Origin of the sequence: Halonotius sp. GCM10025705, assembly GCF_042662885.1 — an archaeon.
Classification (GTDB): Archaea; Halobacteriota; Halobacteria; order Halobacteriales; family Haloferacaceae; genus Halonotius; species Halonotius aquaticus.
The window spans coordinates 1,593,952-1,607,994 of the sequence record NZ_JBHSZD010000001.1 but is presented as its reverse complement, the minus strand read 5'-3'; the positions used below and the strand labels follow the sequence as shown (position 1 = coordinate 1,607,994).

The window sequence follows — 14,043 nt, the reverse complement described above, 5'->3', positions numbered from 1 at the left end:
TGTTAGGAGAGTTGGTTTCAGTATCTCTGCTATGAGCAGCCGCGACACATACGAGAAGGACGCCGGTGTCGGGTCGACACGACTCCTGAAAGCGTATCTGAGCGGTTTGGGGATCGTGGTCGGACTGCTGACGATGTATCAGTCGACCGCTGGCACTGACGCCCCATTTGTTGTCGGTGCGGTGCTCGCCGCCGGCAGTGCGATCTCTCTTGTCGCTCAGCTATGGGTTACTCGCTAGCTGTCCCGTAGTCACTCGGGTCGACGACATGCGTGTACTCGATCAGCTCTTTTTCGCCTCCGCGGCAGTGTTCTGGAGGGCCGACTGCACGAAGGACGCAAGCGTATGTACCTCGCTGTCCTCCTCAACCGTCTCCAGCACCGATTCGATCTCGGATTCCACCTCGGCGTTTTCAAGCTGTGTCAAACTGGCTGAGGCGATCTGTCTGAGATAGGCATCGTCGGCCTGGAGCGCATCAACCAAACACGACGCTGCGTCCTCGTTCGAACTCTCCAATTGCCCCAACAGCCAGGCAGCGTTGCGCCGTTCTGATTCGTACGGCGAGTCGTCGACGATCGAGGCAAACTCCGCGGAGACATCGATCGATACGTCCTCGGCGATCTTCTCGATCGCGCGCTGTCGAACCGCATGCCCCTCCTCGAAGTCGGATTCGGTAAACGTCGTGATGACACCCTCGGCGGCTTCCGTTCGCAACTCCTCGTTGGTCTCCGCATCCAGTTCATCGACAACCAGATCGACCGTTTCTTCCGCGCCAAACCGCCCGATTTCACCGATGACGTGCTCTTTCAGTTGCTCATCCGTGCTTCTGGACGCTGTCACGAGGGCCTCATAGGCTGCCGCCGTACCGATTTGGATCAGCGCGTCGACCGCGGCCTCTTTGACGCGTTCGATCTGCTCGGTGTCGGACTGCTGGAACTCCCCGTTGCCGGCCCGCAGGTGGTCTTGGATCGGGCTGACAAACGTTTCGTCGCCGACGGTGCCGGCTTCCTCGATCGCCCGCCGAAGCACCCGCAGATCCGTTTCCCGCGTGATTGTCGTTCGGAGTTTTGCGATCGTGCTCTGACTGCCAACACGGCCGAAGCCGACGACAGCGAGGAATCGCAACGGGGCTCTCGGTGAGGAGTGCCATTTCGTCAAGATGAGTGGGTACGGCGTGTCGGTCGGCGTTGACTGCGGATCCATCTCCAACTGCGTAATGATGTTATCGATTGTTGACTCGTCGATCGCAAGTAAGACGTTGACGACTTGGGCCCGAACGGCATCATTCGGGTCGCTGAGCACTGATTCGACGAGCAGCCGTCGGATCTGTGGGGTCACTTGGGCCGTGAACTCCTCGAGCGATTCAGCGACAATCCCGGCGGCGCCGTAGCGAACGTTCGCATCGTCGTGGTTCCGTATATACCGGACGAGTTGATCGTAGTCACCCCTGTTCGCCAGCGCGTACAGATGATCCGTCTGGCTTGGTGCGGGCGACTCGGCCATGATCGACTCTGATGTCAGTGATGACAAAAAAGATACTGATCAGGGCTCTCGACAGTAGCGACCACGCTCTCCCGTCGTGTCCGCCCTGGTGGTCTGGCTACGTTGTGACGGCAGCGATTGTTTCTTGGACACGCTCCCAGTGGCTCCCCTTCCAGAAGTATTGGTCACAGTCGGTACACTGCCAGACATGATCCACCGTGTCTGGGGCGTGGTTGGGGTGCTGGTTCGAATCAATCTGTGTGATGACCCCGTTGCAGAGACTACAGCGTGTGGGCGTTGTCGGGAGCTCAATCGGAATCCCCTGTTCGTGTAGTTCACTAAGTTGGACCTCGATAGCCGTCGCTGTCAGACAGATCGCGCCCTCGGTCTGTGCGGCGAGTGTCTGATCTCGTGTGAGCAGTGTTCGCCCGGTCGTCTTGGCTCGCTCGCGAATCGCGTCGTCGGCTTCGAGTTCTTCCTCGTTGGCGTACAGCGTATCGTAGCCACACATCCGCAGATAGGTGGCAAGCTTACCGAGCATCACGTCGACGAGAAAGCGTTGTTCCATAGTCTTGTCTTGTCACTGCTGGTACTTGGGTGTGAGCTCAGGAGTTCCAACTGGCAAAGCTGCTTCTGTTCTGAGACGGCTCCGGCCGACCTGACGACCCTCGACTGCGGTGGGTGTCACCGATCCCGTCGGTCACTCGGAGGAGGTGTAGTCGCTGGGATTTGTGACATGGGTGTACTCCACCAACTCCTTTTTCGCTTCCGCGGCGGTGTTCTGCAGATTCGACTGCACAAACGAGGCTAGCGTCTGGGCCTCGGAGTCCTCGTCGACTGTCTCAAGGAACGACTCGATTTTTGCCTCAACCTTGGTTTCATCAAGCTTGGTGAGGCTTGCCGAGGCGATCCGTCTGAGGTCGGGATCGTCGTCGTCCAACGCATCGACCAACGAGTCGATGGCTTCCTCACTCGAACCCTCCAGTTGGCCCAACAGCCAGGCGGCGTTACGCTGCTCCGATTTGTGTGGTGACTCCTCGACGATCGAGGCAAATTCCTCGGAGACATCAGTTGAGACGTCTTCGGCGATCTTCTTGATGGCCTGCTGGCGAACCGCATCGCCCTCGTCAAACTCCGTTTCGGTGAACGTCGTGATGACGCCTTCCGCCGCCTCCTCGCGTATCGATTCGTTGGAGTCGTCGTCCAGTTCATCGACGACCAGATCAACCGTCTCTTGGGCCCCGAAGCGCCCGATCTTGCCGATGACCTGCTCTTTCAGTTCATCATCGGTGCTTCTGGAGGCCGCAACGAGGGCTTCGTAGGCTGCGTCGGTGCCGATCTCGACGAGGGCTTCGACTGCGGCCTCTTTGACCGCCGCAATCTGCTCGCTGTTGGCGGACTGCTGGAAGTCGTCGTTGCCGGCTCGCAGGTGCTCTTGGATCGGGCTCACAAAGGTCTCATCGCCAACGGTGCCGGCTTCTTCGATCGCCCGCCGAAGCACGCGGAGATCCGTCTCCCGTGAGAGCGTCGTGCGTAGTTTGTTAATCGTGCTTTGACTCCCCACGCGGCCGAAGCCAACGACGGCCAGAAACCGCAGCGATGGCCGGCCCGAGGAATGCCATTTCGTCAGGATGAGCGGATACGGTGTCTCCGTCGGTGTCGACTCGGGACTGGCCTCAAGTCTGGTAATGATCGTGTCGAAGGTTGATTCATCGACAGTGAGGAGGACATCGAGGATGTTGGCCCGTACCGCATCGGATGGCTCCGAGAGCACACAGTCGATGAGTGCCTGCTGTGTCTGTGGTGTCACCGCCTCGGCGAATGAGTCAGCCGACTCGGCTAAGATCCCGGCCGCGCCGTAGCGGACGTGTTGGTCGTCGTGGTCGCGGATATGGCGGATGAGCTCCCCGTACTCGCCGCGATTTGCGAGCGAATACAGATAGTCTGCTGTGTTTGGCGAGGGAGACTGTGCCATTTTACGACACTATGCAGGTACTGCTGAAAAAGATAATTATTTTAGTCTAACATGTTTGTATGTGTGAAAATTTGTGTGTGGCAGTGTGGGCTAAAGGAGAGCCTCACAGTCCGTCACCGCAATCGAGTCCGCCAACGTCGGCAACGGGATACTCATCCGAGTCGACCGATCAGCCCGTGCGTCGACTGTCGTCAGCGTCTCAAGCAGCTTTCCGGTTGGTGAGCGGATCCCATATGAACGACCCCACAGCGGGCACGACCGTTAGCCGCCGCGGACGAACTCGTTTCGCGTGTCTCGCAATACCTCGCGGGCGTGGCCCGATGGATCGTCCAGTTCAGGATCGTACACCGCGACGACCTCGCCGTCAGCAACCACGAACGTCCGGCGGTCGGTGTGTCCATCGTCGGTAGCGAGCCCAAAGGCGTCGGCGAGGTCGCCGTCCGGATCAGCGAGCAGATCGAAGATGATGCCCTCCTCGTCGGCGAACTCGGCGTGGCTCTCGACGCCGTCCATCGAGACACCATAGACGCCGATGCCGACCTCTCGAAACTCTGGGAGGGCCGCTTGGAACTCGGTTGCTTCGATCGTACAGCCGCCGGTGAAATCTTTCGGGTAGAAGAAGACAACCGTCGGGTCGTCGAAATCGAGCGACACCGTCTCACCGTGTTGATTGCGCGCCGTCACTGCCGGGGCTGGATCGCCGCCTTTGAGCATACGATACTTTCACTCGCGTCCGGCATACCGGTTGTGATCGGGGCGGTCGAACGACCATATCCGACGCAGAACAGCGAACGAACGTGCTTTTACGCGTTGGGGCTGTACGCTCTGGAAATGATTTTCGAGAACCTCCCGACAGCTCCCCGATCGGAGGAGCTCCTCGATAAGGCCTTCTCGCGGGCCGCCCGCGCGGGCAACGCCAAAGGCGGCCTTGAGGCCCAGCAGTCGATGCTGACCGTTGCGGTCAACATCACCTCCGACAACCTCGAAAACGTCGTCACTGCGTGGCCGGATTTCGACTACATCGATCCCTTCTACTACGAACTCGCCGACGCCATCGTCGATGTCAACGAGCTCCGCCAATCCCTTTCTGAGGTCACCTGGGCCAGCCGACAGATCGAGGAGTTGGGCCGCGAGTACCAGTCGAAACTCCGCAAAACCGACCCCGACACCGCCCGCAAGCATCGCAAGCAGGCCTTTGCCCGCATCGCCGACATCATGGACGAGATCAAAGACGACCTCCGGGCGGTCGGCGACGCCCGCGACCAACTGAAAACCATCCCCGATATCCGGCCCGATGAGCCGGCGATCGTCATCGCTGGCTACCCCAACGTTGGCAAATCCTCCTTCGTCAACCACGTGACACGGGCTTCCAACGAGATCGCCGAATACCCCTTCACGACCCGCGGCGTCCAAGTTGGCCACCTCGAACGCGACCACATCCGCTACCAGTTGATCGACACGCCCGGCTTACTCGACCGCCCGGAAGACGAGCGCAACGATATCGAGCGACAGGCCGCCGGCGCGCTCGAACATCTGGCCGATACGGTGCTATTCTTTGTTGACGCCTCCGGCGACTGTGGCTACCCGCTGAACGTACAGTTGGAACTCCGCGACGCCGTCGTCGACCGCTTCGCCGACCGCGATATCCCGGTGCTGACGATCTGCAACAAAAGCGATCGCTCGACCGATGTCGAGGCCGACGCCTACATGAGCATCACCGAAAAGGAGGGTATCGAGGACGTGCTTGACCTGGCGATTGATGCGGTCGGCTACGAGCCGGAACTCCCGTCGCGGGACGCCTGAACAGGGCGACACGCTCTACTCGGGCTGGAGCCGTTGTAGTACCGGAATCTCCTCGATTTTCTCAGCAGCGAGATCGTCCCAGTAGAGCCCGTCGGGCCGATTCGCGACAGCGTTGATCTCGACCGCTCGTGTCGGCGTCACGACCAGATCCAACGGAACGTCGTGACGGTCGGGATCGATGTCGCCGTCGTCGACGACTTGGCTATCGTGGACGGTTGTGGCGACGGTGGTGTCGGCAGCAACGCGGTCGAAGCCACGCAGGACGGCAAACTCCAGATCGCTGAACCCCTCGCCTTTGCCGACGCGATGTCCGGCCTCGTCGACGGCGACGCTACCGGCGACGATGAGGTCGATCTGTGGCATTGCTTCAGGATCGACGGGAACGCCGTGTTTCGATGAGCCGGAGACTGTTGTTGCGTCGTCGATGTCGTCGATCTCGTCGGGTGCGAGTCGGAGAAACGGTTTGGCCTCGCTGAGTCGCGGGACAGCCATGTAGATCGTTTTCCCGTCGCGGAGGGCCTGCCGGCGCACCGGCAACTGTGGGGCGTCGGGGTTGCATTTGAGCGTGTCGGCGGCCTGCCACGCGTTGGTGTCGGCCAATCGGTCGGCGGCGTCGCTGGCGTCGGCGAAGTTGGGGATGCGGCCGTGCGGCGGGAACGGAAACCGGGCGATCCCCTCGGTTTCGAGATGATCCCAGATGCGGTCACGGAGGTCGTCTTTGGACATAGCTCAGTGTCAGCGTGGTCGGTGAAAACTCCGGGTGATTGCACCATGCCTGAACGCAAACCGTTTCCCTACCCATCGCCGACTGCCGGTATGTTCGAAGGTCGCCCCGACCGTGACGACGAGATCGTGTTGGTCGGTCGGTCAAACGTCGGGAAATCGACGATCATGCGGGAGCTGACAGGCCATAGCGTGCCAACGGGCCAGAAACCCGGGGTGACACGCGAGCCGAACCACTTCGATTGGGCGTCCCAGAGCTTCATGTTCACTGATCTGCCGGGCTTCGGCTTCATGTCCGGCGTCGAGGGCGAGCACCGCGAGGCAATCCAGACCGACATCGTCCACTACATCGAGGACAACGCCGAGTCGATTCTGGCGGCTGTCCTCGTTGTTGACGGCAAGAGCGTCATCGACATCATCGACCGCCACAGCGACCGCGGGGAGATCCCCCACGACGTGGAGATGTACCACTTTCTGGAGGAACTCGGAATCCCAACTGTCGTCGCGGTCAACAAGATGGACAAAGTCGACGACAACGACGACCGGCTCAACGACCTCTGTGATCGCCTCGGCCTGTTTCCGCCGTGGCAACAGTGGGACGAGGACGTTATCGCGCCGATCACTGCCAAGGCCGGCCGGATCGACAGCCTCCGAACCGCGCTCCAACACCATATCCGGGCTGCCAAACGCGACGAGTTGCTGCAGTTCGTGACGGCGTAGCCGACCGCCGCGGTCGCCGTCAGCCTGACCGCTGTCAGGATCGGCGTCGCTGCCGACCGCGCTTAGTTGGCGTCGTCCGCGTCAGCGACAGGTAGCTCGACAACGAAGACGGCTCCCTCTGGGTCGTTGTCCTCGACCCACACCGACCCGCCATAGCTGTCGACAAGCGTGTACACGAGGTAGAGCCCGATCCCGGAGCCGTCGCTTTCTAAGCCTTTCTCGCCTTTGCCGAAAATCTCCTCGCGTTGCCCCTCGGGAACGCCGGGGCCGTTGTCGGCGATCGCAACCCGGACGGCGTCGGTGTCGTGGTCGACACTGACGGTAATCTCCGGCACCTCCGAGTCGTTGTGCTGGATCGCGTTCTGGAGGAGATTCCGAAAGACGGCATCGAGCATCTCGTTGCCGTAGACAGTCACCGATGGGATCGAGTCCTCAACGTTGATCACCGCGGCGGCATGGGCTGTCCGGATGGATTCGATCTGCTGTTCGAGCGGTCGGGCAAGCTCGATTGTCCCCCGCTCGTGCTGTTGGAGCATGACATCGGCGAGATCACGGGCTGTCGCGGTCAGATCGACTGCGTTGCGCGCGCTTTCCCGGATCGACTGCAGATACCCCTCGGCGTCCTCCTCAACGTTCCCCTCCAACATCTCGCTGTAGGCGACGACGATCTGGAGGTCGTTGCGGATATCGTGCCGTACCACTTGGTTCAGCAGTTCGAGGTTATCCCGCTGTTCCTCCAGCCGTTGTTGGTACTGCTGTCGATCGGTGATATCCCGACAGATCGAGACGGCGGCGGGCTCGCCGTCGTGTTCGACACGGCTGACCGACAACTCGACGGAAACCAGCTCGCCGTCGGCTGTCTGTAGCTCGATCTCATACTGGGTGGGGGCGGCATCGCCGCTCATCCGGGCGAAATGATAGCTCTTGACCAGTTCGCGGTCGTCGGGGGCGACGATATCAGCTTTGCTCTTCCAGCGAGCTCGCCCGGTGCATAGCCCGTCAGCTCACACAGTCGCTGGTTGGCGTAGACAATCTCGCCGTCCTGAGCGACGAAGATCCCGTCGTTGCTGTGTTCAACAATCGATTCATGTACCGAGTCGCTCATACCAGTAGTTGGTTGGGTATGGTCATAACCACCATGGTTTGATCACCAGCATGCGGCCAAAAGCCGGCAGCATTGACATGATTCGGCGAGGCTTAACCCCTCCAGCAAGAGGGATCTGATGGTCGCCCCGCTGCCCGAGGGGAGCGACCTACCTCTCAAGTTTCGTCGTGCTTCCCCGGCTGGAGCCGCGGTTCCCCTCCCTCCGGGGTTTCACAGCGGTTGATAGAACGGCAGCGGCAGGTGTGGCAACTCCAGCCCCATGAGCATCAGCGCGTGTTGGAACGGAATATACCCCAACACGAGGAATCCGACGCCGAGTACCCGATGGAGTTTCACCCGGGTCGACACCGATACTGACTGAAACAGCGTCCCATAGAGGAACAGCGACGGGATCGTGCCGAGCCCGAGGGCAGCCAGCGACAGCGCGCCCCGCACCGGTGCCGCCTGCGCAAACGCGTACAGAAACGCCGGATACAGCAGCGGACACGGCAACAGCCCGTGGAGCCCGCCGAGCAGCGCGATCCGCGGCCCACCGACGTAGTCGTCAACCCGCGCCATGAGCCGCGATTGCACCGCCGTCGTCACCGGCGTCACCAGCGACTCGCCGGGTAGCGACATGACCTGCCCGCGAACCAGATAGTTCAGTCCGGCGGCCATGATGAGCAGGCCGATCGTGAAGCCGACGACGATGTTGAGCTCGCGGAACGCTGTCGTCAGCTGATTCGCTGAGACGACAACCAGTGAGCCGGCAAGGCCAAACAGGCCGCCGATCAGCGTGTAGCTCACCGTCCGCCCGAGGTTGAACAGCCCGTGTTGTTTGACCATCCCGACCGACAGCCGAGTGCCCGTCTGGCGATCGGGTTCAGGTGATTGCTCGCGCATGCGGTCGGCGTAGGTTGTCACCAATGGCCCACACATCCCCAGACAGTGGGCCCCACCGAAGAGGCCGATCAGCAAAAACACCCCCAGACTCACCGGCTGCCCGGCGAGGCTGCTGGCCGAACTCGGCGCGCTGCAGGTGTGTTGGAGAAGCAGGCTCACGATCAAGTATCTTGGCTATAGGCGTCCTGCACCGTGAGACTGTCGTCGACAAGCCGGTCGACATCGGGCTGTTCGCCCCGATAGGCGCGTTCGACCACCCCGTCTGGGTTGACGAGGAAGGTGACGCTGGTGTGGTTGAACTCGTAGGCATCGCCGTTGACATCGCCGATCTTCTCGTAGGCCAACCCGAGTTTCTCTTCGACGACCTGTTTGGCGGCGTCGGCCGATTCAGGTCGGAGATAGTACCACATCGGGTGTTTGTAGTTGATCCCCCGTCGATCGGCGTTCGTCCGCAACGCCTCGGGTGTGTCGCGTTCGGGATCAAATGTGATCGCAATGAGGCCGATCTCGTCGGCTCGGTTTTGTTCAAGCAGCCGTGCTTGCACCTTCGCAAACGAGTTCAACAACAGGATGCACTCGGCGGGACAGAACGCATAGAACGCCGTACAGAGAAACGGCTGTTCGAAGTCGGCGACAGAAAACGGCTCCTCGGCAAAGGGATTTGGCAGCGTCACCGTCGGAAATGACTCACCGTAGGCCGGATACGCCAGCGAACTGCTGTCGGCGAGTTGATCGTCTGGTGGGGATAACACAACGTTTTGCGGCCCGCTGTCGAAGAGACCGCCGAGACAGCCGGCTGTCGACGCACCCACGGTCAGCGCCGCGCCTGCCCGGAGATACGACCGTCGATTCATTACCTCCTCCTACTGTCGCAACGCGAAAGTAGCCTCTGGTGTGGGTATCGAAGTAGCTCCCTCGCGTCTCGTGGTGGTTCCTGTCACCACTGCCTGTCGACCGCTGTTGGAGGGCTACACCAGACCGGTTTTGCTCGACCGGCCCATACCCGTCGGTATGTCACACCCGCCCGATCGATCGGTCTCCGATCGCCCGCTGTCGACACCGCTGTCCCGGCGGTCGATGGTCGCCGCCGGCGGTGGGCTGGCAGCCACCGCCCTCGCCGGCTGTCTCGGTGGGTCGACAGCCGACAGCGAGGTGCCGGCCCCCGTCTCACTCGATGCGGGCCAGGCCTGCGATGAGTGTGGGATGATCATCCAGGACTACCCCGGCCCCACCGGCCAGGTCTACTTTGAATCGCTGCATGACGACCGCGACGGCCCGGCGTGGTTCTGCAGTGGCATCTGTGCCTACAGCTATCGGTTCGACCGTGTCGACGAGGGGGCGACGCCGATCGGTACCTATCTCACCGATTACAGCCCGATCGAGTACGACCTCAGCGACGACGCCGACCCGTTCATCTCGGCGGCACTCGCCGCCGACACCTTTGCGCTGGAATCCGACCTATTCGTTGTCGCCGGCAGTGATGTGCGGGGCGCGATGGGGCCGGATGTGATCCCGTTTTCGGCCCGCGAGGATGCCGAATCGTTTGCGTCGACACACGGCGGAAGCGTCCGGCAAGCAACCGCTGTCGACCGCGATCTGATCGACGGCATCAAGGCCTCAACCGGTCGGTAACGTCAGCCGGTCGGCTGCTGTCGCGCCACGACCGCGACGAGCAGTCCGAACGTTGCCACCAACGCCGCGGTTGCGATGTCGTAGCCGGCGGTTGCCACCGCGGTCGTCGCCTGCGTCCCACCGATAGCGCCAACAATAGCGACCAGCAACGGGCCGGTGCAACTCACACAGGAAACAACACCGAGCGCAGCCGCTCGAATCGAGCCACGGTGGGCGGCCACAAGGGCGTAGATGACGTACCCCAAGGCGAGATACGCGATCAGTTTGAACGGAACGATCGACAGCCGGACAAGTCCGCTGTCATAGAGGATAATCGGGCCCCACCCCGGCGGTGCCGCATGCACCCGCAGCGGAAAGCCGCCGGTCGTCGCCCCGAGTAGGCCGGTGAGCCAAGCGATCACCAGCGTGTAGCCGCCACCGATAGCGACCCCTCGCCATCGGCGCGGGCGACCCCGTACTGTCAGTCCGATCCAGACCGCGGCTGTGAGACTGGTGACGATCCAGATGACCGGATAGCTGAGGGAGCGACCCGTGGTGATCACCGCATCGGTGAGTCGGAGATACGTTGCGATCGCTGTCAGGAGTACGACCGTCGCGACGACCGCGGTGGCAACCGCCGCCCCGATCGGCGACCGCACCGACGGCCAGACGGCGGTTGAGTGGGACATGAAAATCAGGGTGTGGTTCTTGGCGCGGTTACGACCGCCGCTCGTTGAAGATCATCGCCGAGACCTGAAACAGCCCGACGCTGAGTCCGAAGGCGACGAAGGCGACGAAGATGATCGTCCCGACGAAAAACACCGTTCCGTTGGTGTCGACGCCGGCCAGCAGGCCAAGGGCGCTGCGGATCTCCCAGAGGACGACAAACAGCACGGCACTCCCAAGGAGGATGCCGCCGGGGAGGCGTCTCTCATGGCACCACCCCCACGACCGCGGCGACAACACGACTGGCGGCATCGGTCACAGCACTGATAGGGCCAAGCCCGTTGGCCGCATCAACAAGCATCGGCACCGGTCTGACACCAGGATCGACGATCCCACTGTCGGTGATGATGCTGGCCAGCGGGAGGATGTAGGCCAAGACGACCAACACCATGGCGATGCCGAACCAGAGGGTGAGGTTATCCAGCACCTTCGGGGAGTCCGCAGCCGGCGACAGCGGCTCCGACAACGGCTTGCCGAGGCCACTCATCCGCGGCGAGCCGGTCGACAGCGCGATGTTGCTCACAAACAGGATCGTCGAGAGGAACAGCAGCGTACCCCCGAGGGCCAACTGCATCCGAAGCTCGGTGATCGAGCCGAAGGAGGCGACAAAGTCAAAGCCCTGATACTGTGGCTCGGCGGTACGGCGCGGCACGCCGAACAGCCCCATCACGTGCATCGCATTCGACATGAGGGCCATCCCGACAAACCACAGCACGACCTGCGCGAGCGCGATCGGCCGGCTAAAGATCGGTTTGTTCGTGACCTGCGGCCACAGCCAGTAGGTCGCCGCCATGAACGTCAGCGCGACGGCGGTGCCAACGGTGAGATGGAAGTGTCCCGGCACCCAGATCGTGTTGTGGACGAGGTAGTTGATGTTCATGCCGGCGTTGACCATCCCGCTGAAGCCGCCCGCGGCGAACATCAGGCCTGCCAGTGCCATGCCGGTAAACGCCGGGTTGCGCCACGGCAGCGCGCGTAGCCAACCGAACAGCCCGGTGCCGCCGCGCTGGCGGGCTCCGTGTTCCATGCTGGCGACGACGGTGAAGGCCGTCAGCAGACTTGGCAGCAGTAGGAACATCGTATTCGTCATGGCGATCATCTTGAATCCTTCCGCGATGCCGGGATCGACGTACTGGTGGTGGATCCCGACCGGCGTCGACAACAGCAGGAACAACACGAAGACGACGCGGGCCAGCGGGTCGCTGAACAGCCGCCCACCCGAGATGCTCGGCAGGACGGTGTACCACAGCATGTATGCTGGCATCAGCCAGAAGTAGACGACCGGGTGGCCCCAGAACCAAAACAGCGTTCGCGTCAGCAGTGGGTTGACGCTATCGAGGAGGCCGAGCGACCACGGTAGGAGGAAGACGACGACGGCGATGGCGACGCCGATGGTGGCGATATACCACATCAGCATCGTCGTCAACACCATAAACGTCTGGAGTGGAATCCGCTCGTCGGGGTGTTCTTGTTTCCAAGCGTACCACGCCCGGAAGTAGTCAGCCCCGGCCAGCCATGTGCCGATGATGAAGATCGCCAGCCCACCGTAGAACAGCGGATGGGCCTGCATCGGCGCGTAGAAGGTGAACAACACGTCGGCACTGATGTCGGTCGAGGGAATGAACCCGCCGAGAATCGCCACGACAGCCATCAGCGTGCCGATGACCATTAGCCCGTACCAAGCCCACGTGTAGCGGATGTCGACAAGCGGGCGATCAAGGCTTCTGACGGTCGCCCACGTGAACACCCCGACGAGGAAGAAGATGGTAAACGATACCACCAGCAACACGCCGTGGGCTGTCAGTACGGTGTAGTAGTACTGCGAATCGAGGAACCGGAACACGTTCGTCCGGTGGAGCGCTTGAATGAGTCCGAACACCGCGCCCAAAAACAGCGATATAAACGAACTGATCAACGATGCTCTGACGACCGAGGCCTCCTGTGGGAAGCGATCCATGAAGCTCGGCGTCCCGGTTTCAAGTGCCTCAGACATTACTGGTCACCTCCTTGGGTGAATTCATCCTGTGGTTGAACAACGACCGAGCCCTCCATCGTGTGATGGCCTGCCCCGCAGTATTCGTGACAGAGCAGCCCGTACTCACCGGGTTCGTTGAACTCGACGGTCAGCTCGGTCACCTGCCCGGGAACGACCATCGCGTTGGCGTTCGTGCCGACGATCTCGAAGCCGTGAATCACGTCCGGTGAGGTGACGAAAAACGTCACCGTGCTGTTGGCCGGCACCGTGATCGGATCAGGCCTGAAGATGAACTGCTGGGCGATGACGTAGGCCTCGTATTCGTTTTCGCCGACCTGCTCGACCCGCGGTTCGCTGAACCGCGGATCCTCATCTAACGCGCTTGCGTTGACTGTGCCACCATCGTCGGAGATCATGTCGACCCCGACGGCTGTCGCGCCGTATGTGACCGTACTGATGAAGCCGACGATCAACAGGATCGCGGCCATCAGCCAGATCTTTTCGTAGTTGTGAATGTTCATTTGTCACACAACCGTTAGTTCGTTGCCGAGGAACTCAACGAAGTACATGAAGACCCACATCACGAGCAAGATCACGAAGTACACGCCGATCAATGCGAGTGTGCCCTTCGGATCATACTCGTCGTGACCGATCTCTCTGACCACTTGTTCCTCTCCCATATTTCGGCGTTTGCGCCAAATAGCACATAAAGGTAGCGGGGTGGCTCAGTCGATAGGAATGGGACAAACAGTTATGAACGCTGAGTCGCAATCACCGTCTCAATGGTATCTCCACGGATTGCGACACTGCTCAGCCTCGCCGCGCTCCCGGCGATCGGCTACTACACGCTCGTCGACGAACAGATCGTCGCTGTCTCGCTGGTCAACATCCTCATCATCGCGGTCGCGCTGTTCATCGCGTTTGGTCGCTCTCCGACGACGCCGATCATAGCCACGATCACGCCTAACTGCGCCCCCGGAAACGCTGGCCTCGCTGGTGACAGCCGTCTGCGGCTGTCTTGACAGCATCAACGCGGCTTCCCC

19 protein-coding genes are annotated in these 14,043 nt (G+C 61.4%); 5 read left to right on the top strand and 14 right to left on the bottom strand.

The window, feature by feature from the left end; translation table 11 throughout:
• The first annotated feature begins 31 nt into the window (after window positions 1-31).
• Window positions 32-238, top strand: a complete 207-nt coding sequence (locus ACFQJB_RS09010; protein ID WP_379726391.1) for a hypothetical protein — start codon at window positions 32-34, stop codon at window positions 236-238.
• A gap of 42 nt (window positions 239-280) precedes the next feature.
• Here the strand turns inward: ACFQJB_RS09010 and ACFQJB_RS09005 are convergent, their stop codons facing one another.
• The 4 genes from ACFQJB_RS09005 to ACFQJB_RS08990 form a co-directional block, all read right to left on the bottom strand.
• Complete coding sequence (locus ACFQJB_RS09005) at window positions 281-1,501, bottom strand: HEAT repeat domain-containing protein (RefSeq protein ID WP_379726388.1); 1,221 nt, start codon at window positions 1,499-1,501, stop codon at window positions 281-283.
• A gap of 97 nt (window positions 1,502-1,598) precedes the next feature.
• Window positions 1,599-2,048 carry a Mut7-C RNAse domain-containing protein gene (locus ACFQJB_RS09000; protein ID WP_379726386.1) on the bottom strand — a complete coding sequence of 150 codons (450 nt, stop codon included), beginning with the start codon at window positions 2,046-2,048 and terminating at the stop codon, window positions 1,599-1,601.
• 132 nt (window positions 2,049-2,180) lie between these two features.
• On the bottom strand, window positions 2,181-3,455 hold the full coding sequence (locus tag ACFQJB_RS08995) for a HEAT repeat domain-containing protein (protein ID WP_379726383.1): 1,275 nt from the start codon (window positions 3,453-3,455) through the stop codon (window positions 2,181-2,183).
• 261 nt (window positions 3,456-3,716) lie between these two features.
• The gene (locus tag ACFQJB_RS08990; RefSeq protein ID WP_379726380.1) at window positions 3,717-4,169 is read right to left on the bottom strand and encodes a peroxiredoxin; all 453 of its coding nucleotides are present in this window, start codon (window positions 4,167-4,169) and stop codon (window positions 3,717-3,719) included.
• Between the two features lie 117 nt (window positions 4,170-4,286).
• Between ACFQJB_RS08990 and ACFQJB_RS08985 the strand changes: the two genes are divergently transcribed.
• On the top strand, window positions 4,287-5,258 hold the full coding sequence (locus tag ACFQJB_RS08985) for an NOG1 family protein (RefSeq protein WP_120103238.1): 972 nt from the start codon (window positions 4,287-4,289) through the stop codon (window positions 5,256-5,258).
• A gap of 15 nt (window positions 5,259-5,273) precedes the next feature.
• Here the strand turns inward: ACFQJB_RS08985 and ACFQJB_RS08980 are convergent, their stop codons facing one another.
• Entirely contained in the window at window positions 5,274-5,984 is a 711-nt protein-coding gene (locus tag ACFQJB_RS08980; protein WP_379726376.1) for a 5-formyltetrahydrofolate cyclo-ligase, read from the bottom strand.
• Window positions 5,985-6,074: 90 nt separating this feature from the next.
• Here ACFQJB_RS08980 and engB point away from each other — a divergent pair, with 90 nt between their 5' ends.
• Window positions 6,075-6,701, top strand: coding sequence for a GTP-binding protein EngB (engB, locus tag ACFQJB_RS08975; protein ID WP_379728010.1), 627 nt, complete (start codon window positions 6,075-6,077; stop codon window positions 6,699-6,701).
• A 62-nt stretch (window positions 6,702-6,763) separates the two neighbouring features.
• Here the strand turns inward: engB and ACFQJB_RS08970 are convergent, their stop codons facing one another.
• The 4 genes from ACFQJB_RS08970 to ACFQJB_RS08955 all read right to left on the bottom strand — a co-directional run bounded on the left by ACFQJB_RS08970 (window position 6,764) and on the right by ACFQJB_RS08955 (window position 9,542).
• Window positions 6,764-7,606 (bottom strand): PAS domain-containing sensor histidine kinase, encoded by an 843-nt coding sequence (locus ACFQJB_RS08970; RefSeq protein ID WP_379726373.1) that lies wholly within the window; start codon window positions 7,604-7,606, stop codon window positions 6,764-6,766.
• On the bottom strand, window positions 7,603-7,806 hold the full coding sequence (locus ACFQJB_RS08965) for a PAS domain S-box protein (RefSeq protein ID WP_379726370.1): 204 nt from the start codon (window positions 7,804-7,806) through the stop codon (window positions 7,603-7,605). The genes ACFQJB_RS08970 and ACFQJB_RS08965 overlap by 4 nt, the downstream gene beginning before the upstream one ends.
• 210 nt (window positions 7,807-8,016) lie before the next feature.
• The gene (locus tag ACFQJB_RS08960) at window positions 8,017-8,841 is read right to left on the bottom strand and encodes a sulfite exporter TauE/SafE family protein (RefSeq protein ID WP_379728008.1); all 825 of its coding nucleotides are present in this window, start codon (window positions 8,839-8,841) and stop codon (window positions 8,017-8,019) included.
• A gap of 8 nt (window positions 8,842-8,849) precedes the next feature.
• Window positions 8,850-9,542: an SCO family protein gene (locus ACFQJB_RS08955; protein ID WP_379726367.1), complete on the bottom strand. Its 693-nt coding sequence runs from the start codon at window positions 9,540-9,542 to the stop codon at window positions 8,850-8,852.
• A 157-nt stretch (window positions 9,543-9,699) separates the two neighbouring features.
• On the opposite strand from ACFQJB_RS08955, the gene ACFQJB_RS08950 reads away from it, so the two are divergent.
• Window positions 9,700-10,320: a nitrous oxide reductase accessory protein NosL gene (locus ACFQJB_RS08950; RefSeq protein WP_379726364.1), complete on the top strand. Its 621-nt coding sequence runs from the start codon at window positions 9,700-9,702 to the stop codon at window positions 10,318-10,320.
• A gap of 2 nt (window positions 10,321-10,322) precedes the next feature.
• On the opposite strand, the gene ACFQJB_RS08945 is transcribed toward ACFQJB_RS08950, so the two are convergent.
• The 5 genes from ACFQJB_RS08945 to ACFQJB_RS08925 are packed head-to-tail and all read right to left on the bottom strand — an operon-like array spanning window position 10,323 to window position 13,680.
• Complete coding sequence (locus ACFQJB_RS08945) at window positions 10,323-10,988, bottom strand: DUF7546 family protein (protein WP_379726361.1); 666 nt, start codon at window positions 10,986-10,988, stop codon at window positions 10,323-10,325.
• 28 nt (window positions 10,989-11,016) lie between these two features.
• Window positions 11,017-11,277 (bottom strand): hypothetical protein, encoded by a 261-nt coding sequence (locus ACFQJB_RS08940; RefSeq protein ID WP_379726359.1) that lies wholly within the window; start codon window positions 11,275-11,277, stop codon window positions 11,017-11,019.
• A complete protein-coding gene (locus tag ACFQJB_RS08935) occupies window positions 11,231-13,018 on the bottom strand; it encodes a b(o/a)3-type cytochrome-c oxidase subunit 1 (protein ID WP_379726356.1) in 1,788 nt (595 codons plus the stop codon). Before ACFQJB_RS08935 ends, ACFQJB_RS08940 begins: the two co-directional genes overlap by 47 nt.
• Entirely contained in the window at window positions 13,018-13,521 is a 504-nt protein-coding gene (locus ACFQJB_RS08930) for a cytochrome c oxidase subunit II (protein WP_379726353.1), read from the bottom strand. Before ACFQJB_RS08930 ends, ACFQJB_RS08935 begins: the two co-directional genes overlap by 1 nt.
• 3 nt (window positions 13,522-13,524) lie before the next feature.
• The gene (locus tag ACFQJB_RS08925) at window positions 13,525-13,680 is read right to left on the bottom strand and encodes a cytochrome oxidase (RefSeq protein ID WP_120103228.1); all 156 of its coding nucleotides are present in this window, start codon (window positions 13,678-13,680) and stop codon (window positions 13,525-13,527) included.
• Between the two features lie 102 nt (window positions 13,681-13,782).
• Here ACFQJB_RS08925 and ACFQJB_RS08920 point away from each other — a divergent pair, with 102 nt between their 5' ends.
• Window positions 13,783-14,022: a hypothetical protein gene (locus ACFQJB_RS08920; RefSeq protein WP_379726350.1), complete on the top strand. Its 240-nt coding sequence runs from the start codon at window positions 13,783-13,785 to the stop codon at window positions 14,020-14,022.
• Window positions 14,023-14,043 lie beyond the last annotated feature (21 nt).